This window comes from Ruminococcus sp. AF17-1AC (genome assembly GCF_003461385.1).
GTDB classification, from domain to species: domain Bacteria; phylum Bacillota; class Clostridia; order Oscillospirales; family Ruminococcaceae; genus Hominimerdicola; species Hominimerdicola aceti.
This window is the reverse complement of sequence record NZ_QTWZ01000007.1, coordinates 20,160-44,521: the sequence shown is the minus strand read 5'-3', so window position 1 is coordinate 44,521 and position 24,362 is coordinate 20,160. Positions and strand designations below refer to the sequence as shown.

Below are 24,362 nucleotides of genomic sequence, written 5' to 3'. Positions count from 1 at the left end.
TTTTTACGCTAATTGCAACTTTCCCCCAAAAAATCTTTCCTATTTTGATTATAGCAGCCTGCATAGTCAATATTTTAACATTGTATACTAATACTGTATTTATTAATATTTTGTAAACTTTGATAAATAACTTTCTATCATTAGCCAAACACATATTCAGCCCCGGATCGATACTTATTCTGCGTCAAATAACCACTGCAAAGCAAGCAGGCTTTACACAGCTACATTGACAAGCCTTTAAACTTTACACATCCATTAAAACAAGAAAAATCGGCAAATTTCATGTATTCACCGATCTATCATCAATTTTGCTTTCTCACAACAGCATATTCATCATCAAGCCTGTAATAAGGACAGCTATATTCGCTGTCGCTCATTGATCTGTATGCTTCGTCCTCATCAAGATCGACCATGCAGCAGTAACATTCACAATCCTCATCAAAAACGTAATTCACACAGCTTTCGCAACGGCTGACTATTTTCTTCGCCTTTGTCATAACAGCCTCCTATTTAAGCACCTTTTTAAGTATACTATTTATAAATACAAGTGCGTCCTTCATTTTTTTCATATCACTATCTGAAACACCGGAAAATTTACCAAGTATATCATCAAGTATCTCGTTTTTCATCTTTTCCATAAAGCGCATAGCTTCGTCAGTGAGCCTGATGTTGATAACTCTGCGATTATCGGGGTTTTGCATTCTGATAACAAAGCCCTTGTCAACAAGCTGTGCCACAGCCCTTGTTGCCTGCTCATTAGAAGTGTTTATCTTGCTTGCAAGCTGTGACATTGTGAGCGTTCCCTCAATACATAGTGACAGCATTATTATCTGCTGAGTTCTTGTTATATCATACTTTTTCTTATCAAACGTATCAAATACCAATTTTCTGCTGAGAGGGTATATCTCATACATTGACATGATACATTCACGACGTACATTGTCTACCATTTTTACTTCCTCCACATAAAGCTAATTACAACGTATTTTCGTTGATTTTTCCACACACAGTAATTATAACATACACTTCTCATTTGTCAATAGCAGAATTATATCAATATTTGATTTTGTTAAGTTATTCTTTTAGGGGTTTTGTTGATGAAGGTAGATTATATGCGCGCGACAAGTTTTAGAATTTTACATATTAACAAAAAGTTCAGTCGAAATTTCTGTAAATTATAGCTGCCAGCTTAACACAAGACGGTAAGAATGTGGTATAATAGTTAATGAAGTAAAAACAGATTATGGAGGTTTAAAGTATATGTTGTGTACTGAGTGTAAAAAAGAGCAAGAAAAACGTATTCCTAACGAGGAAAAAGAAAATGCACAGCCCGCCGAGAAAGTGTGCAGCGACGTACATACAACACTGAAATCAAAGCGTTCAGCCGCTTTGATACTTGTGACTGGTGCTACGCTTATGCTTATAATGGTGTTCATTCTTTTTTGGCTTATCATGTTGCCAAATCTGCCACAAGACAACAGCGTCCTTGCGAATAACTGTGCAAATATATGCCAGACCGCTAAGGAATATATCGGGATCTGATCTTCAAGACGATCTGCTCCTGCCTTCAGGCGGGAGTTTTTTTGTTTTATGGCGATTTTACAAGGTTTTTACGGCACCTGCATTGACATCATATTCGTTTGGCGGTATAATAATACAGTATGATATAAGATGCCTTTCTTACGATAGGAGTTAGGAGAAATAAGAATATGAATAACAAGGTCTACGATAACAGAGAGTTATCATGGCTTAAATTTAATGAGAGAGTTCTTGAAGAAGCTCAGGACAGTGCTACACCGCTTCTTGAAAGATTGCTTTTTCAGTCGATATTTGCAAGCAATCTTGACGAGTTTTTTAGAGTGCGTGTGGGTTCACTTTATGATTCCTCGCTTGTGGACGACGATCATAAAGACAACAAGTCCAAAATGCGTCCATCTGAACAGCTTTCAGCAATATTTGAGCGTGTTCATGAGCTTATACCAATAAAAGATAAGACATACAAAGCTATCTGTGAGGAACTGGAGCTTAAAAATATAGTACATAAAAACATAAAGGCTCTCACTGAACAGGATAAGAAATTTCTTGAAGCTTATTATGCCTATGAGGTCAAGCCGTTTCTTAACGCCTTTATTATCGATAAAAGACACCCTTTCCCGTTTCTTGCAAATCAAAGTATTTATGCGGTCGCCAAACTCGCTTCAAAATCCGCCGTCACAGTTGGTATCGTTAGCTGTAACGAGAAATTCCAGCGTGTGATCTTTCTTCCTGATGACGAGGGGTGCATAAGCTATATCCTTGTAGAAGAGCTTATTCTCCATTATGCCGACAAGGCATTTGAGGGCTATAAAATAGAAGAAAAGGCTCTTATGAGAGTGACACGAAACGCCGACATCGACGTTGACGAGGGCTTTGACTCGGAACTTGATTTCAGACAAAATATGTCTGAGCTTATCAACAAGCGTAAACGCCTTTGTCCTGTGAGATTACAGCTTTCAAAGCAAATATCCGACACTGTGCTGAACGAACTGCTTTCAAGGTTGGAGCTTTCAGAAAAGCAAGTCTTTGTGGAGAAAACTCCCCTTGATATGTCCTATGTGTTCGCTGTGTTTGACAAGGCGGCAGACAGAAAAGAGCTTTTTTTCCCGAAGCACGAGCCGCAGCCCTCTGCTATGATAGACCCGTCAAGGTCAATGATAGAGCAGATAGACGAAAAAGATCTTTTTCTGCACTATCCTTATGAGTCCATAAAGCCTTTTATCAGGCTTCTTGACGAGGCGGCTAAGGACGAAAGCGTTACGTCTGTCAAAATGACTTTGTATCGTGTGGCGAAGAACTCCAAGGTCATAAAGGCGTTGTGCAACGCCGCAGAAAATGGCAAGGACGTGCTTGTGCTTGTGGAGCTGAGGGCACGTTTTGATGAGGAAAACAATATAGGGTGGTCAAAACTTCTCGAGGAGTCAGGCTGTCATGTAATGTATGGTCCGCAGGGACTTAAAGTCCATTCAAAGCTTTGTCTTATTACAAGAAAAGTTGGCGACAGCGTTAAGTACACTGTTCAGGTGGGTACAGGAAACTACAACGAAAAGACCGCAGGGCTTTATACCGACCTTTGCCTTATGACATCAAACAATGACATTGCTCAGGACGCTTGCGAGGTGTTCAGAACGCTGTCAATGGGCGAGCTTGTGGAAAGCTCAAAGGCACTTATGGTCGCTCCCCACTGTCTGCAAAATAAGGTAGTGGAGCTTATGGATAATGAGATAAGCATTGCAAGAGCAGGCGGTGAGGGATATGTTGCCGCAAAGCTCAATTCTCTTACTGATAAGGTGCTTATGGACAAGATAATAGAATGTTCTCAGGCAGGCGTGAAGGTAGAGCTTGTTATAAGAGGTATATCCTGCCTTGTGGCAGGCGTGGAGGGCGTTACTGACAATGTTCAGATACGCTCAATAGTGGGCAGATATCTTGAACACGCAAGGATATATATTTTCGGCACAGGTGTTCGCAAAAAGGTATACATATCCAGCGCAGACTATATGACAAGAAACACCACAAGGCGAGTTGAGGTCGCCGCACCTATCCTCAGTGAAGAAGTAAAAAAACGTGTCCTCGATATTTTTGACACCCAGATGCAGGACAACGTAAAAGCAAGGATAATGCAGCCTGACGGAAAATATGTCCGTGCAGAGCGTGGAGATATCGCCATTGACGCACAAAGCAGATTTTACGCTGAAGCATACGCCAATGCACCAAAGCCTGCTCCTGTTAATGATTCAAAGGCTGTCGAGCCTGAAAAGGAGAAAAAGGGCTTTTTAGGCTGGCTCAAAAGGCTTTTCAGAAGAAAAAAGAAATAATATACAATGCGGTCATATTCTATATGGCTGCATTTTTTTGTACAAAAAAAGGGACAGACTTTCGCCTGTCCCTTAAATTTTTATTCATTACTTCTTATCTGAAAAAGCGTTGTTGATAGCCGAAACAAGACCCTTGATAGAAGATACGATGATATCTGAGTGTCTGCCGACGCCCCAATACATCTTATCACCGCAGGAAATTCCAACATACGAAACAGCCTCAGATGTTGACTTTCTTTCAAGAGCGTGCTCTGTGTATGTTTCCACGGTAAAATCAAAGTTCAAAGCCTGCTTGATAGCATTTGCCACAGCGTCAAGACGTCCGTTGCCCTCTGCTGTATGATCGTCTGTTACGCCGTTTACAGACGCTGTGATAGCGGCGCAGATAGTGCCGTTCTGCTTCTGAACATAGTGTGCTTCAGGAATGTCAACAGGTGCGCACTTGTTGAGGTACTCGTCCTTGAATATCTTGTATACCTCATCAGGCATAAGCTCCTTGTGCTTGTGGTCTGAAACAGCCTTTACCTTGTAGCCAAAGTCCTCTCTCATCTTCTTTGGAAGATCGTAGCCGAACTGGTTCTGAAGGATAAAGCCTATTCCTCCCTTGCCTGACTGTGAGTTTATTCTGATAACGTCACCGTCATACTCTCTGCCAACGTCATGTGGATCGATAGGAAGATAAGGAACTGTCCACTTGTCACAGCTCTTTTCTTTTCTCCAGTTCATGCCCTTTGCGATAGCGTCCTGATGTGAGCCTGAGAATGCAGCGAATACAAGTGCGCCTGAATATGGGCTTCTGTCATAAACCTTCATTCTTGTAACTCTCTCGTAAAGCTCTACCAGTGCAGGCATATCTGAGAAGTCCAGCTTAGGGTCAATTCCGTGAGTGTACATATTAAGTGCGATAGTAACGATATCGGCATTGCCTGTTCTCTCACCATTGCCGAAACAAGTACCCTCTATTCTGTCAGCACCTGCAAGCAGACCCATTTCGCAGTCTGCCACTGCACAGCCTCTGTCATTATGTGGGTGAAGTGAAACTATAACGTTCTCTCTGTTGTGAAGAGTGTCGCACATATACTCTACCTGCTGAGCATAAACATGAGGCATTGACATTTCAACTGTTACAGGCAGGTTGATGATGACCTTGTTATCAGGTGTAGGCTGCCAGATGTCGATAACAGCGTTGCAGATATCTCTTGCAAACTCAGGCTCTGTGCCTGTGAAGCTCTCAGGAGAATACTCGAATACGATATTGCCCTTTGCGTGCTTCTTATACTCGTTACAGAGCTTTGCACCGTCTGTAGCTATCTTGATTATCTCTTCCTTAGACTTTCGGAAAACCTGCTCTCTCTGTGCAACAGATGTTGAGTTATAAAGGTGGACAACAGCGTTCTTTGCGCCGTCGATAGCTTCAAATGTTTTCTTTATGATATGCTCTCTTGACTGTGTAAGCACCTGAATAGTAACATCATCAGGTATCATGTTCTTCTCAATAAGTGTGCGGCAGAACTCATACTCTGTTTCAGAGGCTGCAGGGAAACCTATCTCTATCTCCTTAAAGCCTATCTCAACGAGCTTTGTGAAAAACTCCAGCTTTTCTTCAAGGCTCATAGGAATGATAAGAGCCTGATTTCCGTCTCTCAGGTCAACAGAACACCATGCAGGAGCATGGTCAACATACTCTTTTTCAGCCCACTTCATGCACTTTACAGGAGGCATATAATAGCCTCTCTCATACTTTTCTACGTTTTTCATGTCAGTTCCTCCTTATAAATATAAAGCCGATAATTATTTTGATAGTGATGTGGAAAAGGGCATAAAAAAATCGCCGCTCCTACCAATAAGGAGAGACGAGCTTTGCCGTGTTACCACTCTCATTCATATACGGTTCGCACCGCATATCTCAGCCGCATCTATCAATGCGTATCTCTATAACGGGAGAACCCGTGAGCGGCTAATAAGATTTCACCGTTCAAGCTCGAGGACGAGTTATCACAAATTCCGCATACCGTCTTGCACCCACCGACGGCTCTCTGTAATGTCAGAACTTTGCTTTTGTTCCTGTCAACGCCTTTGTCATATTGTTTTTATTATACCCATACTTCCCGCTTTTGTCAATAGGACAATTGCCGATTTAACAATTTGTTAATATTCGGTGCTAAATCGTTTTCCCTGACGTTAAATGCAGGTGCAGGCGTCCCCTGCAAAATAATCTTAAAATATTCTTATTACACTTTTCAAATGCTTAAAAGTATCTTAATTAGCCTTTCTGTCGGTTGACAAAGAATAAGCAATGGGCTATAATAATAGAGCTGGCTGAGGGGGTGACCCCTCATACTTTTGTACAAAAGGGGAACTGTAACATGATATTTGAAAGCATAAAAAAACTTGTAACATATGGTCTGGAAAGCGGACTTATTGAGGAGAGCGACAGAGTTTATACCACAAACAGGCTTCTTGAAGCCCTTGACCTTGAGGAATATGACGAACCAGCGGAGGAGTTTTCTGACGTTGATCTTGAAAGCACTCTCAAAGAGCTTCTCGATTACGCCGTGGAAAAGGGCCTTACAGAAGATTCAGTTGTATACAGAGATCTTTTTGACACAAAGCTCATGGGGCTTCTTACTCCAAGACCGTCAGAGGTAGACACAAAGTTCTGGGGACTTTACAACCACCAGTCTGCAAAGGTCGCAACTGACTATTTCTACAAGCTTTCACAGGACACGGACTACATAAGAAGATACAGAGTTAAGAAAGATATGCGCTGGATAGCTCCAACAGAGTACGGCGACCTTGATATAACTATCAATCTTTCCAAGCCTGAAAAAGACCCGAAAGCCATTGCGGCGGCAAAGCTTGCAAAGCAGTCGGGTTATCCTAAGTGCCTGCTGTGCTATGAGAACGTGGGATATGCAGGACGAGTGAACTCCCCTGCAAGACAGAACCACCGTGTTATATCCCTTAAAATAAACGGCACAGACTGGGGACTTCAGTATTCCCCATATGTTTATTACAACGAGCATTGTATCCTTTTCAATAAAAAGCATACTCCTATGGTAATAGACCGTTCGGCATTTGAGAAGCTTTTTGACTTTGTCAGACAGTTCCCGCACTATTTCATAGGTTCAAATGCTGACCTGCCTATCGTTGGCGGCTCTATCCTTTCACACGAGCATTTTCAGGGCGGTCACTATACTTTTGCAATGGCAAAAGCCCCTGTTGAAGAAAAGATAGTTTTCAAGGGCTTTGAGAACGTTGACGCAGGTATCGTTAAATGGCCTATGTCAGTTATCAGAATAAACAGCGAGGACAAAACCGCTCTCGTTGACCTTGCTGACAAGATACTCAAAGCTTGGAGAGGCTACACCGACGAAGAAGCGTTCATTTACGCTGAAACTGAAGGCGAGCCGCACAACACTATCACACCTATCGCAAGAATGAGGGACGGCAGATATGAGCTTGACCTTGTGCTTAGAAACAACATCACCACCGAGGAATATCCCCTTGGCGTTTATCACCCGCATCAGGAGCTTCATCATATAAAGAAAGAGAATATCGGTCTTATCGAAGTAATGGGTCTTGCAGTGCTTCCGTCAAGACTTAAAGGCGAAATGGAGAAGCTTGCTCAGGTTCTGGTCACAGAGGGCATAGAGGGTGTACGCCGTGACGAGATGATCGAAAAGCACGCTGATTGGGCTGAGGAAATATCAAAGAGAAACAATATTACAGCTGAGAACGTTCACGAGGTCTTGCAGAAAGAAATAGGCATCGTGTTCGCAAAGGTGCTTGAACATGCAGGCGTTTATAAGAGAAACAAAGACGGAAAAGCTGCATTTGAAAGATTTATAGACTATGTGAACAACAAGTAATAAAGAAAGAGGTGAACGCCCGTGTCTCGCAGAAGAGATCCTGCAAGGGTGCGGGCATTTTTATGCTCAAATTTACAAGACGGCATATAAAGGAAACAGCAATAATTCTGGCAATAGTCCTTTTTATAGGCACACTGTGGTTTTTAGGCTACAAAAGACATATAAGAGATACCGTCAATCAGGCTTATGACGTTGCGCCTATATCCGCCATACAGTTACAGCTTGCTTCGTCATCAAAGGCTGATAAGCTTATGATAGTGGCTCACCCTGATGACGAAGTGCTTTGGGGCGGAGGACATCTTTATGATAAAGGCTATCTTGTTGTGTGTGTAACAAACGGAAGAAACAAGGTGCGTTCTCAGGAGTTCAAGGACGTGGTGAAAGCCTCGGGCAACGAGTGTATAATGCTTGAATATCCTGATAAAGTCAGGGGTAAGCGTGACGATTGGGCGCTTGTTAAGGACGGTATCGAATCTGACATTGAAAAGATAATGACCTGCAAGGATTGGAAGCTTATAGCTGTGCATAATCAAAAAGGCGAATATGGTCATATCCACCATGTAAACGTGCATAATTACGTCACTGAGATATACGATAAAAACGATATCCAGTGCGACCTTTACTGCTTTGGCAAGTATTACAAGGCTAGCCGTCTGAAAGTGGTGGGCAACACTTTGCCAAAGATATCAAAAGAGAGATACGAGTTCAAGAAAAAGCTTGCGGATATGTATACCTCTCAAGAGAAAACTGTAGACAAGCTGTGGCATATGGCTTATTATGAGGATTGGACGCTGTATAAACGCTACAGCGAACACCCTGAAATGAAAAAACAAACTGCAACTTCGCTGGGAGTGGCTGTGAATGAGGCTCAGTAAGAAAAATATAATACATCTGTGTGTGCTTACAGGGATATATCTTCTGTTTGTCCTTGCGCTCACAAGGTTTAAATACGCCTATGGCTCTGAGCTTGATTGGGGCGGACAGCACTATGCTATCCCTGATTATTTCAGAAAGCTCTTTTACAAAACAGGGGACTTTTTTCCCTCCTTTGCTCCGAACATAGGTTGTGGTGAGAACATCTATAATCTGTCATATTATGGGCTTTATTCGCCTATAATACTTTTTTCTTATCTTCTGCCCTTTGTGAAAATGTCCACCTATATACAGATAGTATCCATAATAGGCATTATAGCAAGCCTGTGGATATTCTATATATGGATGCGGCAGAAATTCACAGACAACACAGCGTTTGCACTGAGCTTTGTGTTTCTCTTTTCAGCGCCCCTTATCTTCCACAGTCACAGGCACATAATGTTCGTGAATTATATGCCGTTCCTGCTTTTAGGTTTTATGGCTATCGAGGATTATTTCGAGGGCAAGAGAAAATACATGGTGACGCTTTGGGCATTTTTGATGCTCATGACAAGCTATTTCTTTGCAGTGTCGGGTCTTGCGGCAATGGCAGTGTATGGTGTTTACCGCTGGCTGAAAATAAATGAAAAGCCAACTTTCAAGAAGTTCTGCAACGACGGAACAGCATTCGCTTTCAGGCTTATCCTAGCAGTGATAATGGCGTGCGTGCTTATCCTGCCGACACTGCACTGTATGCTCTCAGGCAGAGAGGCAGGCAACAGCCATGTTGATCTCAAGTCGTTCATACCTGGGGTAAACTTGAAATTCCTGCTCTATTATCACTACTCAATGGGGCTTTGCCTTTTCACAGTGCTTAGCATAATATCGGCAGTGTTCTCAAAACAACGCTATAGAAGATTTCTCGGGATCGTTATGATGGTAATAGCCACCTGCCCTATAATAGTCTATATGTTAAACGGCACACTGTATGTTGACCCGAAAGTTCTTATACCTTTCCTTCCTCTTGGTATGCTCCTTTTCGGACACACCTATTTTGATATAATAAGAGGAAAGCTAAAGCTTAAACCACTTGCAGTGATAACCCTTTTAGTTGCATTGGCAGGAGTTTTCTGGTTCAAGACCACCAAAAAAGTGGAGTTTTATATTATCCTTGACTTTGTTGTGCTTATGTCGAGTCTGTTTGTATACAGACGCTGCAAAAAAGAGTTCATACTTAATATAGGAATGTCCCTTTGCCTCGTGGTATCCACAGTATATGCAAACTTTGCAGACGAGCTTGTGCCTTTAAGAGAGCTTGAATATGACAACAGCAGTGATATGAATACGCTTGCAGATTATGTCGGCTCGCAAGAGGAGATATCGAGGACTTCAAACTGCGTTGACGAAGTGAACACAGTGAACATGATATATAATGCAGATTATTACACCATGTCAATATATTCCTCACTGCACAATAAAGATTACAACAAATTTTATTACAGCGAGATATACAACGAAAATTCATACCGCAACACTTCCCTGACCACTCAGACACGAAGCCTTATTGCTGATATGTATTTTTCAAACAGATATCTTATCACTGACGACCCCGCAAAGGCAGTGTCAGGCTACAAGAAGATAAAAGAGAGCGGAAGCCTTTCACTTTATGAAAACAATGACGTTCTGCCTTTCGGATATGCTACCAATGCTCTTATCGGCAGAAAAGAATATAATTCCCTGAATTATCCATACTCAGTGGAAGCTCTTTTCAATAATATAATAGTTGAGGATAAGACGGAAAAGTCATTTTCATCTGATATCAAAAAGGTACGCTCCATCAACTTTACAGAGTGCGACCAGATAAAGCGTGAATGGGGAAAATACACCATTGACGCCAAAAAGCCTTTCACTCAGGAGATAACGCTTCCCGAAACGCTCACGAACAATGAGATAATGTTTGTATCTTTCAATGTGAACAACGATATAAAGGGAGGCAGAAAGGACGCTTGGGTGTCCATAAACGGCAATAAAAACAAGCTCACTGCACCTGATTGGAAGTATTACAATAATAACAGACGTTTTGAATATGTCATAACCACAGGTCAGGACTATAGTGTAGACAGCGTTAAGGTGAATTTCTCTGACGGCAAGTATGAGATAACCAACGTTCGCTGTTATGTCATCGACAAAGACAGCCTTGTGCGTGACGTTGACCCGTTCATGATAGACAAGAAGACCTCTCACGGAGATGTGATAAACGGCGCTATAGACGTTAAAAATGACGGCTATTTCACCATCTCCATTCCGTATACCGACGGCTTCACCGCTGAGATCGACGGCAAAGAGGTGCAGTGTGAAAAGACCGACACTGCATTCCTTGGCTTTAAGATACCAAAAGGCAGCCACAGCATAAAGATAACCTTTACCGCACCGTTGCTCCACAAGGGCATAGTTCTCTCAGGGGCAGGCTTGCTGATATTCATAGCATTCGTTATTATTGACAGAAGAAAATCAAAAGCTTCAAAGTAGAAAAAAATAAAAGCGACAGAAATCTGGATCTGTCGCTTTTTTTGTCGTATGTTTAGGTTTGTCTATTCACTTATTACATAAAATATGATAAAATAACAAAGTGATTGTGTGACTTTTGTCAAAGGTTCTGTCTGAATCCCTCACCAATGGTAACATTTTCGTATGCAAGCTCACGCATTTTCAGCATTACGTCATGTGGAGTTTCTCTCATTCCGCCCGTTGCCCAATCTATTATTATTCCGCAATAACCATGAGAATAAAAATCGGCAAAGAATTTCGCCTTATCGGAACGCTTTCTGGTTATAGCAACAGCGTGATAGAAAAATCTGATGAACAGCTTGTGCATACTTCTGAAAAGATAATGCTCGAATATCTTTTCGTTGCTTTTTAGCGTGTTTGAGTAAAAGCGCTTGTCTTTGAGCATATTTACGAGAAATCCTTCAAGACGCTCATACCAGTTGTCGTAGTTTACGCCTTTGGTGATGTCAGCGAAAAGCTCGTGAAGATATATATAGCTCAAAAGCTCATATTTATCCTGAAAATGGTAATAAAAAGACTGGCGGTTAAGACCGCACTCACCTGTTATATCGGATATGGATATTTTATCAAAGGGTTTTTGCTCGCAGAGTTTTTTCAGTGAATCACACAAAGCACTTTTGGTTATCGCAGAGCTTGACATTTAACTACATTCCTTTCAGATTCATAACGACAAAAGGTCTTTTTTGAAGAAAAATCAGACTAAGACACGTTTATGTCAAAAAAGCAGACAATTTGTGCTAATCTCTATTATAACATAAATTTATGAAAATTCAATAACTTTTTATAAATATTTTATCATTATCATATTTTTCACAGGGGGAAACGGCATGAAAAACAATATCATCACAGAATTTATAAATGGTCAAAGCTGTAGAGCATATGAAGCCCTGGGGGCAGTAAAAACAGAGAACGGCATAAGATTTTCCACCTATGCGCCTCACGCAAGGAAGGTAGAGCTTTGCCTGAATGGAGATATTATCCCTATGGAATGTGATGAACGTGGGGTATGGAGCGTTGAACGCCCTGCAAAAGAGGGCGACATTTATCAGTATGTTATCACAACGCCTACTCTTGAAAAGCACTACCGCTCAGACCCTTTTGCGGTGTACAGCGAGGTAAGACCGAAAAATGCGTCTGTGGTGTATGATATCAACAGCTATAGCTGGAATGACCAAGAATGGCTCTCAAAGCGTGACAAATGCTATGAAAAGCCTATGAACATATATGAGGTACATTTCGGCTCGTGGCGCATAAAAGAGGGAAAAGAAGAAACCGACCGCTTTTACACCTATGAAGAAATGATAGACCTGCTCATACCTTATGTAAAGGAAATGGGCTATACCCATATCGAGCTTCTGCCACTGACGGAATATCCTTATGACGGCTCATGGGGCTATCAGGTGTCGGGATATTTCTCCGCAACCAGCCGTTACGGCGACCCTAAAGGGCTTATGAAGTTCATAGACGCCTGCCATGCGGAAAATATCGGCATTATTCTGGACTTTGTTCCCGTACATTTTGTCCGTGATTTCTATGCCCTGCACATCTATGACGGAGGCTTCCTCTTTGAAAGCGACAACGAGTATGACAGATACTCCGAGTGGGGTACTGCCCTGTTTGACTATACAAAGCCTCATGTGCTTAGCTTTGTAAAATCCTCAGTTAATTTCTGGATAGAAAAATATCATGTTGACGGATTGAGATATGACGCAGTTGCAAACCTTATATATCGTCACGGCCACACTGATGACGCTGTGAACGACAGCGGTATATGGTTCTTGAAGAACACTAATTACACCATTCAGAAAATGCACCCTGACGTTATGCTTTTCGCAGAAGATTCCACAAACTACACAAAGGTAACTGCCCCTGTAGAGTTCGGCGGTCTTGGCTTTGACTATAAATGGGATCTAGGCTTCATGAACGATACCATCAATTATATAAAGACTCCGCCTTTTGAACGCAGAAATCATCACAATAAAATGACTTTCTCCATGAGTTATTTCTATAATGACCTTTTCATTCTTCCTTATTCCCACGACGAGATAGTTCACGGCAAGAAAACCATGGTGGATAAGGTGTTCGGCAGTCAGCAGGAGCAGTTTGCTACCATAAGAGCACTGTATACTTTCCAGTTCACTCACCCTGGCAAGAAACTCAACTTCATGGGCAACGAGCTTGGCGAATATCTTGAATGGCGTGATGAAAAAGAGCTTGGCTGGAATTTGCTCACATATCCTATACACGATTCATTACACGAGTATGTGAAAGCACTCCACAGGCTTTATCTTGAACAGCCTGCACTGTATAAGTCCGACTATAATTCCACATCCTTCCGCTGGATAGACGCAGACAACAAAAATCAGTGCATTTATGCCTACCGCAGAAGCGACCCTTCCGGCAAGACGCTTTATATGGTGTTCAATTTTTCCGGAAGCTATCAGAACTATAGCCTGAAGGTCGAGCAAAACGGAGCCTACAAAGAGCTTCTCAACTCTGACCGTGATATTTATAGTGGCTCAAACTGCATAAACAGCGGTCTTTACACCACAAACTATAAGCTGCCACTCAGACTCGCACCTCTCAGCAGCGTTATAATTACCACAGAATGAGAAAAAAATATTAAAAATCATAAAATACTATTGCAAAATGGCGAAATATGCGTTATAATATGAGTGTATGTAATATACAACATTTACACCAAAATCATTTGAGAGGAGTTATGTAAATAATGGTTTATTCTCACGAAGTTGAAACAATGTGCCCTATCGCTCAGGGCGTTGCTCACGGTGCAGCTCCAATTCCAGAAGAAGCAAAGTGGGTAAAAGCTAAGGAAATCAAGGATATCTCAGGCTTTACACACGGTATCGGCTGGTGTGCTCCACAGCAGGGCTGCTGCAAGCTGACACTTAACGTAAAAGAGGGCGTTATCCAGGAATGTCTCGTTGAAACTATCGGCTGCTCAGGTATGACACACTCTGCTGCTATGGCATCAGAGATCCTTCCAGGCAGAACAGTTCTCGAGGCTCTTAACACAGACCTCGTTTGCGACGCTATCAACACAGCTATGAGAGAGCTTTTCCTCCAGATCGTTTACGGTCGTTCACAGAGTGCATTCTCTGAGGGCGGTCTTGTAGTAGGCGCTGGTCTTGAGGACCTTGGTAAGGGACTTCGTTCACAGGTAGGTACTATGTATGGTACACTTGCAAAGGGTCCTAGATACCTTGAAATGACAGACGGCTATGTTACAGGTCTTGCACTTAACGAAGATGACGAGATCATCGGCTACAAGTTTGTAAACTTCGGCAAGATGATGGACTTCATCAAGGCTGGCGACGATGCTAACACTGCTTTTGAGAAAGCACAGGGTCAGTACGGCAGAGTAGCTGACGCTGTTAAGATCGTTGACCCAAGAAAAGAATAAGGAGGATTTGTTACAATGGCTTTATTTGAATCATATGAGAGAAGAGAAAAGCAGATCCTTGCTGTTATCAATCAGTACGGTATCAACACTATCGAAGAGTGTGCTGACGTATGCAAGGCTAAGGGTCTTGACATTTATAAGCTCGTTGAGGGCATTCAGCCTATCTGCTTTGAGAACGCTAAGTGGGCTTACACAGTAGGCTGCGCTATCGCTATCAAGAAGGGCTGCACAAGAGCTGCTGACGCTGCTGCTGCTATCGGTGAGGGACTTCAGGCTTTCTGTATCCCTGGCTCTGTAGCTGACCAGAGAAAGGTTGGTCTTGGTCACGGTAACCTCGGCAAGATGCTTCTTGAAGAGGATACAGAGTGCTTCGCATTCCTCGCAGGCCACGAATCATTCGCTGCCGCTGAGGGTGCTATAGGTATCGCTGAGAAGGCTAACAAGGTTAGAACAAAGCCTCTGAGAGTTATTCTTAACGGTCTTGGCAAGGACGCTGCACAGATCATCGCTAGAATCAACGGCTTCACATATGTTGAAACAGAAATGGATTACTACACAGGCGAAGTTAAGGAAGTATTCCGTAAGGCATACTCTGATGGTCTGAGAGCTAAGGTAAACTGCTACGGTGCTAACGATGTTACCGAGGGCGTTGCTATCATGTGGAAAGAAAATGTTGACGTTTCTATCACAGGTAACTCAACAAACCCAACAAGATTCCAGCACCCAGTTGCAGGTACATACAAGAAGGAAAGACTTGAAAAGGGCAAGAAGTACTTCTCAGTTGCATCAGGCGGAGGAACAGGTAGAACTCTGCACCCAGATAACATGGCTGCTGGTCCTGCTTCTTACGGTATGACAGATACAATGGGAAGAATGCACAGCGACGCTCAGTTTGCTGGTTCTTCTTCAGTTCCTGCACACGTTGAGATGATGGGTCTTATCGGCATGGGCAACAACCCAATGGTTGGTGCTACCGTTGCTTGCGCAGTTGCAGTTGAAGAGGCTATGAAGTAAGGTTTTAAGCCACTTCACAAGTCTTGTAATGTGAACAACGATAAGACTTCGTGTTCAAAAGAATATCAGTAAGGCGTTAGATTTTGTTCTAACGCCTTATTTTTATGCAAAAAAAGACCTCCCCATGCTGTAAGAAAGGTCTGATGACCAAACTAAAGCGCAGGAAGGTCAATATCACAAATACAAGCTAAAAACTGCATAACGACCATATTAAAAGAACTTTGCGATATCCTCAACAGCTCTCCTTTTAGGTCTAGCAGGGGATTCTGCAGGATAGCCAACGGCTATAACCGATACTACAATCTCGCTTTCAGGTATTTCAAGCACCTCACGGAGCTTTTCTCCGTCCCTGATGCCCATTACAAGCGAACCTAAGCCAAGCTCAGCCGCTTTGAGAAGAAGTATCTCATTGTGCAGACCAAGATCGTAAAATCCCCAGCCATTGCCGACTTCATTATCAGGATCACCCTCTTTGTCAAAACCTGCTTTTGTATGTACAAAAGTCGTTACAAGAAGCGCCGCATTTTCAGACCTTTCTCTGTTAAATCCAGGCAAGCACTCCTCTCTTACCCTCTTTGTCATCTCGTCGCTGAGAACGCAGTAATACCTTGCAGTTTCAGAGTTTTTCCACGATGGTGCTTCTGTTGCGGCAGCTATAAGCGTTTCTATCTGCTCTTTTGTTACCTTTTTACTGCCGTCATATTTTCTTATGCTTCTTCTGCTTTCAATAAGCTTCTGAAATTCCATTTATATCTCTCCTTGTCAAAATGTGAGGCTCACGCCTGTTTCAGATACAATTATAACATATCACTTCCACCATTTCAAGTAGCAAAAGCCCTTGAAATGTTCATATTATTGTGATACAATAACGTAAAGACAATATGGGGGTGCAGACTATGAGCTTTGTAAAATTCGAGAACGTTTATAAAAGATACAAAATGGGCGAGATAACCATAAATGCCGCAGACGGTGTTTCATTTGAGATAGAAAAAGGCGAATTTGCCGTTATCGTGGGCGCAAGCGGTGCAGGAAAAACTACTATACTTAATATGCTCGGCGGCATGGATACCTGCGATGAGGGCAAGATCCTTGTTGACGACAAGGACATTGCCACTTTTAATAAAAAGCAGCTCACAACATACCGCAGATATGACATAGGCTTTGTTTTTCAATTCTATAACCTTGTGAATAATCTTACTGCTAAGGAAAATGTAGAGCTTGCCACACAGATATGCGCACATGCCTCACAGCCTGAAGAAGTGCTGAAAAAAGTGGGACTCGAGGACAGAATGAACAACTTCCCCTCACAGCTTTCAGGCGGCGAGCAGCAGCGTGTTTCTATCGCACGAGCATTGGCGAAAAATCCTAAGCTTCTTCTTTGCGACGAACCAACGGGCGCTCTTGATTACAACACAGGTAAAAATATCCTCAGACTTTTGCAAGATACCTGCCGAAATGACGGTGTGACAGTTATAGTCATCACCCACAACTCCGCTATCGCACCAATGGCTGACAGAGTTATAACCGTCAAAAACAGCAAGGTGGATAAGGTCGAGATAAATAAAGACCCTGTTGACGTTTCTACTATCGAATGGTAACGGAGAAATATATGAAAATTCTTTCACCTATCAAATACGAATATGGCAATCTGAAAATAGGCGGAGGCGGCTTTGTGACAGGTATCACTTTCCACCCCACCGACAGCAGAACGCTTTATATACGCACCGACATCGGTGGCGTTTATCGCTATGACTTTGATAAACAAACTTGGGTCTATCTGGCAGACAAAGTTACCGCAGACGACCCTGCACAGACCTATCCCCTTGCAATAGCCCTTGACGAAAACGACCCAAATAAGCTGTTTTTCACCTGCGGAGATAAACGCTCAAATTATCTCTGCATATCTGATGACATGGGAGAAAATATAATACAAAAGACACTGCCATGCAGCGTTCACGGAAACGAAGTTGGCAGAGCCACAGGTGACAGACTTATTTACAAAAACGGCAGGCTGTATTTTGGCTCTCAGACCGCAGGTATTATCTATTCTGAGGATATGGGCGAAAGCTGGCAAAGCATAGACCTGTTTGGTGAGAAAAACATCTCGCTTATATGGACAGACAGTGAGGGCAAACTTTTTATCGCAGGCTGTTCAGGTGAAGCAAACTCCCCTGACGGTGTAACAAGAGGTCACACTCTGTATTGCTCCACAGACGGCTTGAAAAGCTTCGTTCCCCTCACCGCCCCCGACCCTGTGAAATACGAAAACTCCTCCTATTATGGCTTCGTGCCACAGCGTATCACCAGCGACAGCAGATATATATACATCACTTTCGCTTCAAGCGGAGAAGTATTCTACGGCGGCATGGGTGCTTATGCCTGCGACACAGGCTCGCTTTCAGGCGGCAAGGTATACAGATACCGCATCGAAAATGGAGTGACTGTTTTTGACAAAGACATCACCCCCGAGGACCATATCCCATGCGGCTACAGCGGAATATGTTCCAACGGCAAAATGCTCTTGCTATCAACTGTCTGCCGAAAAAATGGCGGAGATATGATCTATACAAGTACCGACAGCGGTGAAAGCTGGAAGAAAATAATGAACAGGCTTGAATATAGCCGCTTCGATTGGAATATCCCATACATGAAACCACGATACAACGGCGGCGGAAACTGCGTCCACTGGATAAGCGACATAAAGCTTTCACCTTTTGACAGCGACACAGCCTTGTTCAACACAGGCACAGGTCTGTTCATGATAACAGGTCTTGCAAGCGGAGATGTGCTTGTCAAACCATTCTGCGAGGGCATTGAGGAAACTGTTCACCTTAATGTATACACCACTCCCCATGGCAGGAATCGCATTATAGATATCATTGGCGACCTTGGCGGCTTTGCCTTTGAAGATTATGACAGTGAGTGCGAAAATTCCTTTGCAAACGAAAAAGGAGACCGCTACATCACCTGCCTAAACGCAGACTTCACACTCCAAAGACCAGAATACATAGCCGCAACTCCCCGTGGCAACTGGACGGGCAAAACAAAAGGTGGTCTGATCTTATCCAAAGATTGCGGTTCAACGTGGGAGAAGCTTCCCATGCCCCGTGGGCTTTCTGAGTTTATAGACCAAAAACTTGACAACATCGAAAAGCCTAATGTAGACTCAGGTTGGACAGCGATATCTGCCGACGGCAAACGCATAATGTGGGCTGTTGCAGGCGGCAGAGGCTTTTCTAACAAGGCTGTCTGCTATACCGACGATGAGGGAAAAACATGGCAAAAGTCCATTTTTACGGACAGCAGCGGAAACTCTGCAGATGAACACAACGTAAAAATATTCTCGGACTATTACAACAGCGATCTTTTCTTCGCCATAGCAGAACGAGAAAATCTGGGGCTTTACATCAGCCGTGACAAAGGTGCAACTTTCAGAGAAGTGTCCATAAAAACGGACATAAAGTGTCCGCGATACGCTCACTATCAGCTTTCAAGACAGCCTGACAAGAGCGGAGTATTCTGGCTTGCAAACGGCATAAAGGGACTTTACCGCTTTGAGATAAAGAGTGACAGCGTGGGTATAAGCGATATTCTCCCTGAGGACAGGATAAACTGCATAGGCTTTGGAAAAGGACTTGAAGAAACTCCTGCAATGTATGTCACAGGAAATATCAGTGGCGCATACGGCTTTTATATTTCTGATGATCTGGGCGAAAGCTTCGCACGTATAAATACCGATAGACAGCAATACGGCGTTATACACTCAATATGCGGAGATATGCGTGAACACGGCGTTTTCTGCCTTGCCACAGGCTCTCACGGACTTATGTTCGGCAGACAAAAAAACCTTGCAAAGCCGTGAAAAATGTGGTATAATCAAAGTAACATAATTGAAAGGAAGTTCAATATGACCTACAAGGAAGAATTTATAAAATTTATGGTAGACAGCGGAGTTCTCACGTTTGGCGACTTCACTCTCAAAAGCGGCAGAAAAGCTCCATATTTCATCAACTGCGGAAACTATAAAACAGGCGAACAGCTTGCAAAGCTGGGCGGCTTTTACGCTGACTGCATAGCAGACAACAAAATACCTGTTGAAACACTTTTCGGACCTGCATATAAGGGTATCCCTCTTGCTGTTTCAGCCGTTATCGCGCTTGCAACCAAGTATGGCATTGACGTTTCTTACTGCTTTGACAGAAAGGAAGCTAAGGATCACGGCGAGGGCGGAATGTTCGTTGGAAAGAAGCTTGCAGACGGAGAAAAGGTAATAATCATCGACGATGTTATGACATCTGGCAAGGCTCTCAGAGAGTCAATGCCAAAGCTCAAAAGTGCCGCAGACGTAAACGTAACAGGCATGGTGATAACAGTTGACAGAATGGAAAAAGCACTGGATACTGACCTTTCAGCTGTTGAACAGGCTTATAAAGACTTTGGCGTAAAGGTATACTCTATCGTAAACATCAACGATATTATCAAGGCTATTCAGGACGGTGTTGTTGAGGGCAAAGAGTATCTTGACAAAATGCTGGAATACCGTGCAACATACGGAGTTGACCACGAATAATAAGCCTGCTTTGAGAAAAATTTAAGGTTATTTTAAAGTTACAAATTGAAATAATTTGTAACAGTATTGTAGTGAAATGTAACTTGTCTGTTCTTGAAGTTACAGCCCCTAAAGGCTATAATATGTAATGTAGAACAGAGAAAGAAAAAAGAATGTAAACACTAAGATTAAACTCTTAGCTCGTTTCATCCTCTCCAAAATTTTTACACAAGCAAAGGGCAGCCAATGGGTTGCCTTTTTGTTTTGTCGAAATGAGCAGGATAAATGTAAAAAAAGTGTTAAGTGCTTGACAAGTGGCGTATATAATGGTATAATAATAAAGCTGATTTGTTCAGCATATTGATAAATACTACATAGAACTACTGTCTAAACTGAAATGATGGGCTTCTATGAGTCATAATTTTAGTTTGGAAGGAGGAAGTCAAATGAGAGAAGGAATTCACCCAAAGTATGAGGAAACAACAATTACTTGCGCTTGCGGTAATGTTATCCATACTCGTTCTACAAAGAAGGATATCAAGGTTGAAATTTGTTCTAAGTGCCACCCATTCTACACAGGTAAGCAGAAGCTCGTAGATACAGGCGGACGTGTTGACAGATTCAAGAAGAGATTTAATCTTGACTAATTTTCAAAGGGAACGGATAATTCCGTTCCTTTTTTCTTTTATATGAGGAAACCAAATGGGATATACAACAATCTATGAGGAAGCTCAGGCGAGCTTTACGGAGAAAAAGTCCGAATTTATCGGGCATATCGCACCTGTCAGCACCGCTGATGAGGCTGTCGCATTTATAAACAGGATAAAAGCCGAAAACCGCAAGGCTAGGCACAACGTCTATGCCTATGTGGTGAGAGAGGGCAACGTTTCACGATACAGCGACGACGGCGAGCCACAGGGTACAGGCGGAGTGCCTGTGCTTGATGTAATAAACAAATCTGGGCTTACAGACGTTTGTGTGGTGGTGACACGATATTTCGGTGGAATACTTTTGGGGGCAAGCGGTCTTACAAGAGCCTATTCTCAGGGTTGTTCAATGGCGGTGAACGCTGCAAGAAAAATGAAAATGTGTGAGTGTTCAAGAATATCCTTTTCCTGCGACTATACACTTTATGGCAAGTTCAGCTATGCGCTGCCTGAATATAGCGTGATAATGGAAAAAGAGGACTTTGCAGACTCTGTAAACCTTGCGTTTCTTGTGAAGTCTGAGCTTGCAGACAATCTAAAAAAACAGCTTACGGATATATCCTGCGGCAAGCTTGAATTGTCAGAAGAAACAAATCTTCTTGCCGATTTTGCGTGAGATTTGTGCGATTATACAAAAACATTCAGCCTTTATGTAAAAATAAAGGCTTTTTTGAACTATTATAGTATATATTATATAGAGTTAGTATGTTTTATATACTGTAAGGGGGAATTTTTGTGCTGCCGAGAGAACAAACCGAGTTGTTTGAAAAACAATTTCTGAGCGAAAACGCCTGCTTGTCTGTTGATTCAAAAGGGCGTAAAGAGCCTTGCGAACCTTGTCCGCTGAGGACGTGTTTCCAGCGTGACCGTGACAGGATACTTCACTGCAACTCTTTCAGACGGCTGAAGCATAAAACTCAAGTCTATCTGTCCCCTGCAGGCGACCATTATAGAACACGACTTACTCATACCCTTGAGGTAAGTCAGATCGCACGAACTATCTCACGGGCTTTGCGGCTCAACGAAGATCTCACCGAAGCTATCGCACTGGGTCATGACCTTGGTCATACACCTTTTGGTCATGCAGGAGAAAGGGCTCTCAACGAGCTTAGCCCTGACGGCTTTCACCACTATGAGCAAAGCCTGCGTGTAGTGGATATTTTAGAAAAAGACGGCAAGGGTCTTGACCTCACAGAAGAAGTCCGTGACGGAATATTAAAGCACACTAACATGATAGCCGACACGAAAGAGGGATATGTTGTGCGATTTGCAGACGTTATCGCCTATATAAATCACGATATCGACGATTCCGTTCGTGCAGGCATTATGACCGAGGAGGATATCCCGAAAAACATCACAAAGGTTCTTGGCGGATCCAAGTCTGAGAGGATAACCACTCTTGTGACATCGCTTATCAAGGGCGGAGCTGAAAGCCTGCATATGGACGACGAAGTGAGTGACGCCTACACTGCACTGCATAGATTTATGTTTGACTTTGTGTACACAAATCCAAAGTGCAAATCAGAAGAAGTCAAAGCTAAAGACATGATAGCAAAGCTCTATGACTACTATGTTCATCATATAGAAAAGCTGCCTGCCTTTTATATGAATCTCGCCTATCAGTTCGGAATTGACCGCGCTATCTGCGATTACATATCAGGCATGACAGACGGCTTTGCCATTGAGACCTTTAAAAATCTGTTTATCCCATTGGGGTGGACAAAGTATTAGCGCATACCCAAGGAGGAAGAAATTTGCCGCTGCCTATAGATTTTATAGAAAGACTTAAAGCTGCCAACCCTATCGCAGAGGTCATGAGCAGCTACGTCACCCTCAAAAGAACAGGCAGAGATTATGTTTGCCTCTGCCCTTTTCACAACGAAAAAACCCCGTCCTGCCATATTCACCCTGACAAAGAGTATTTTCACTGCTTTGGCTGCGGAGCAGGCGGAGATGTTATCACTTTTACAATGAAGTACAATAATCTGGACTATTGGGAAGCTGTCAAGCTCCTTGCAGAACGTGGCGGAGTGCCGCTTCCGGAGGATAACGGCTATGACAGCAAGCGAACCGATACCAGAAAGCGCTTCTATGAAATGAATAAAACAGCCGCAAGGTTTTTCTATCATCAGCTAAAGACACCACAGGGCAAGGAATGTCTTGACTATCTTATAAACAAACGTAAGCTCAGTATTGAAACCATAAAGAAATATGGAATGGGCTTTGCTCCAAACAGTTGGTCTGCCTTGAAAAGCTATATGCTCTCTGAGGGCTTCACCGAGGAAGAATTGGAGCAAGGCTCGCTTATCTCACGTTCACAGAAGAATACCCGAAATACGTTCGATTTCTTCGTAAATCGTGCAATGTTCCCTTTTATCGACCTTGCAGGTCATATAGTGGGCTTTGGCGGAAGAGCGCTCACACCTGACGATAAGAGAAAATACCTTAACTCAAAAGATACCCTTGTGTATTCAAAAAACAGATTTCTTTTCTCCATGAACTTCGCCAAAAACGCCGCAGTGAAAGATAAGACCATTCTTCTGTGCGAGGGTAACCTTGACGTTATTTCCCTTAATCAGGCAGGCTTTGAGAATGCCGTAGCTTCCTGCGGAACTGCGCTCACCCCTGAGCAAGCGAAGATAATATCCAACTATGCAGACAACGTTGTCATATGCTATGACGCAGATGGCGCAGGTCAGAAAGCCACAACGAGAGCAATAAAAATTCTAGGTGAAACTGGCCTCAAGACCACCGTTATAAAAATGAACGGTGCAAAAGACCCTGATGAGTACATAAACAAATTCGGAGCAGACCACTTTCGCCATTTGCTGAAAAAATCAGACGGTGCAATAGAGTTTGAGCTAGACAAATGCAAAGACGGCATTGATATGGACACTGATATAGGCAGGATAGATTATCTCAAAAAAGCCTATAAAGTCCTTGCGGATATAAGCTCCCCTACTGAGCGTGAGATATACGCAAAAAAGGTGGCGGCTGAACAGAATGTGAGCATCACAACTGTCAATGCAGAACTTAATGCTATACTTAAAAACCGTCGCTACCAGTATAGCAAAAAGGAATGGACTCGCACTATAACTTTCGCTGACAAACGTGACACCATAAACCCCGAAGCCAATGAACACAGACGAGAATCCGCCGCCGAAGCGGGTATCATATATTATCTCTACAATAATCATGACGCCTGCGGAGATGTTCTCAAAAGGCTTCCGCCCGACAAATTCGTTACCAGCTTCAATAGGCGTGTTTACGAAAGCCTGACGAGCAAGATAACCGATTTGCAGGATTGCTCTGTATCATCTTTTAATGGTGAATTTTCACCCGAGGAAGTGGGTAAGATAACGGAGATACTGGAAAAATACAGCGAACTGGGCATTGACGCCAAGGTCGCTGAGGATTATATAAATGTGCTTTTAAACTACAAGCCGAAGGAGAAACAGGAGGATATATCCGACGATGACTTTTTCAAAAAGTTTGAAGAAATGCGCAAAAAGAATTAGCAAA

At 42.9% G+C, this 24,362-nt stretch carries 20 protein-coding genes and 1 other annotated feature; of the genes, 15 read left to right on the top strand and 5 right to left on the bottom strand.

Annotation, left to right across the window (positions count from 1 at the left end; all coding sequences use genetic code 11):
* Positions 1-302: 302 nt before the first annotated feature.
* Positions 303-497, bottom strand: coding sequence for a DUF6472 family protein (locus tag DWW81_RS06580; protein ID WP_022288298.1), 195 nt, complete (start codon positions 495-497; stop codon positions 303-305).
* 9 nt (positions 498-506) lie between these two features.
* Positions 507-950 carry a MarR family transcriptional regulator gene (locus DWW81_RS06575; RefSeq protein ID WP_117897053.1) on the bottom strand — a complete coding sequence of 148 codons (444 nt, stop codon included), beginning with the start codon at positions 948-950 and terminating at the stop codon, positions 507-509.
* A 310-nt stretch (positions 951-1,260) separates the two neighbouring features.
* Here DWW81_RS06575 and DWW81_RS06570 point away from each other — a divergent pair, with 310 nt between their 5' ends.
* On the top strand, positions 1,261-1,542 hold the full coding sequence (locus DWW81_RS06570) for a hypothetical protein (RefSeq protein ID WP_117897054.1): 282 nt from the start codon (positions 1,261-1,263) through the stop codon (positions 1,540-1,542).
* Positions 1,543-1,709: 167 nt separating this feature from the next.
* Positions 1,710-3,854 (top strand): polyphosphate kinase 1, encoded by a 2,145-nt coding sequence (ppk1, locus tag DWW81_RS06565; protein WP_117897055.1) that lies wholly within the window; start codon positions 1,710-1,712, stop codon positions 3,852-3,854.
* 87 nt (positions 3,855-3,941) lie between these two features.
* On the opposite strand, the gene DWW81_RS06560 is transcribed toward ppk1, so the two are convergent.
* Positions 3,942-5,612 (bottom strand): 2-isopropylmalate synthase, encoded by a 1,671-nt coding sequence (locus DWW81_RS06560; RefSeq protein WP_117897056.1) that lies wholly within the window; start codon positions 5,610-5,612, stop codon positions 3,942-3,944.
* A gap of 88 nt (positions 5,613-5,700) precedes the next feature.
* Positions 5,701-5,934, bottom strand: a binding site (T-box leader).
* 286 nt (positions 5,935-6,220) lie between these two features.
* On the opposite strand from DWW81_RS06560, the gene galT reads away from it, so the two are divergent.
* From galT to DWW81_RS06545, 3 genes are all read left to right on the top strand, one after another.
* Positions 6,221-7,726, top strand: coding sequence for a UDP-glucose--hexose-1-phosphate uridylyltransferase (gene galT, locus DWW81_RS06555; RefSeq protein ID WP_117897057.1), 1,506 nt, complete (start codon positions 6,221-6,223; stop codon positions 7,724-7,726).
* 62 nt (positions 7,727-7,788) lie between these two features.
* On the top strand, positions 7,789-8,601 hold the full coding sequence (locus DWW81_RS06550; RefSeq protein ID WP_117897058.1) for a PIG-L family deacetylase: 813 nt from the start codon (positions 7,789-7,791) through the stop codon (positions 8,599-8,601).
* The gene (locus tag DWW81_RS06545; protein WP_117897059.1) at positions 8,588-11,107 is read left to right on the top strand and encodes a YfhO family protein; all 2,520 of its coding nucleotides are present in this window, start codon (positions 8,588-8,590) and stop codon (positions 11,105-11,107) included. The genes DWW81_RS06550 and DWW81_RS06545 overlap by 14 nt, the downstream gene beginning before the upstream one ends.
* Before the next feature lie 118 nt (positions 11,108-11,225).
* Here the strand turns inward: DWW81_RS06545 and DWW81_RS06540 are convergent, their stop codons facing one another.
* Positions 11,226-11,786: a TetR/AcrR family transcriptional regulator C-terminal domain-containing protein gene (locus DWW81_RS06540; RefSeq protein ID WP_022288290.1), complete on the bottom strand. Its 561-nt coding sequence runs from the start codon at positions 11,784-11,786 to the stop codon at positions 11,226-11,228.
* A 187-nt stretch (positions 11,787-11,973) separates the two neighbouring features.
* Here DWW81_RS06540 and glgB point away from each other — a divergent pair, with 187 nt between their 5' ends.
* The 3 genes from glgB to DWW81_RS06525 all read left to right on the top strand — a co-directional run bounded on the left by glgB (position 11,974) and on the right by DWW81_RS06525 (position 15,584).
* Complete coding sequence (gene glgB / locus DWW81_RS06535; RefSeq protein ID WP_117897060.1) at positions 11,974-13,758, top strand: 1,4-alpha-glucan branching protein GlgB; 1,785 nt, start codon at positions 11,974-11,976, stop codon at positions 13,756-13,758.
* A gap of 119 nt (positions 13,759-13,877) precedes the next feature.
* Positions 13,878-14,570: a hypothetical protein gene (locus DWW81_RS06530; protein WP_022288288.1), complete on the top strand. Its 693-nt coding sequence runs from the start codon at positions 13,878-13,880 to the stop codon at positions 14,568-14,570.
* 15 nt (positions 14,571-14,585) lie between these two features.
* Positions 14,586-15,584: a GGGtGRT protein gene (locus DWW81_RS06525; RefSeq protein WP_022288287.1), complete on the top strand. Its 999-nt coding sequence runs from the start codon at positions 14,586-14,588 to the stop codon at positions 15,582-15,584.
* 210 nt (positions 15,585-15,794) lie between these two features.
* Here the strand turns inward: DWW81_RS06525 and DWW81_RS06520 are convergent, their stop codons facing one another.
* Entirely contained in the window at positions 15,795-16,331 is a 537-nt protein-coding gene (locus DWW81_RS06520; protein ID WP_117897061.1) for a nitroreductase family protein, read from the bottom strand.
* Between the two features lie 149 nt (positions 16,332-16,480).
* On the opposite strand from DWW81_RS06520, the gene DWW81_RS06515 reads away from it, so the two are divergent.
* The 7 genes from DWW81_RS06515 (at position 16,481) to dnaG (ending at position 24,358) form a co-directional block, all read left to right on the top strand.
* Positions 16,481-17,182, top strand: a complete 702-nt coding sequence (locus tag DWW81_RS06515; protein WP_181979656.1) for an ABC transporter ATP-binding protein — start codon at positions 16,481-16,483, stop codon at positions 17,180-17,182.
* Between the two features lie 11 nt (positions 17,183-17,193).
* Positions 17,194-19,446 carry a sialidase family protein gene (locus DWW81_RS06510; protein WP_117897062.1) on the top strand — a complete coding sequence of 751 codons (2,253 nt, stop codon included), beginning with the start codon at positions 17,194-17,196 and terminating at the stop codon, positions 19,444-19,446.
* Between the two features lie 45 nt (positions 19,447-19,491).
* Complete coding sequence (pyrE, locus tag DWW81_RS06505; protein ID WP_117897063.1) at positions 19,492-20,154, top strand: orotate phosphoribosyltransferase; 663 nt, start codon at positions 19,492-19,494, stop codon at positions 20,152-20,154.
* Between the two features lie 425 nt (positions 20,155-20,579).
* Entirely contained in the window at positions 20,580-20,780 is a 201-nt protein-coding gene (gene rpmE, locus DWW81_RS06500) for a 50S ribosomal protein L31 (RefSeq protein WP_022288282.1), read from the top strand.
* Between the two features lie 55 nt (positions 20,781-20,835).
* Entirely contained in the window at positions 20,836-21,456 is a 621-nt protein-coding gene (locus DWW81_RS06495; protein WP_117897064.1) for a YigZ family protein, read from the top strand.
* Between the two features lie 119 nt (positions 21,457-21,575).
* Positions 21,576-22,571, top strand: a complete 996-nt coding sequence (locus DWW81_RS06490; protein ID WP_117897065.1) for a deoxyguanosinetriphosphate triphosphohydrolase — start codon at positions 21,576-21,578, stop codon at positions 22,569-22,571.
* A 23-nt stretch (positions 22,572-22,594) separates the two neighbouring features.
* Entirely contained in the window at positions 22,595-24,358 is a 1,764-nt protein-coding gene (gene dnaG, locus DWW81_RS06485; RefSeq protein ID WP_181982685.1) for a DNA primase, read from the top strand.
* Positions 24,359-24,362 lie beyond the last annotated feature (4 nt).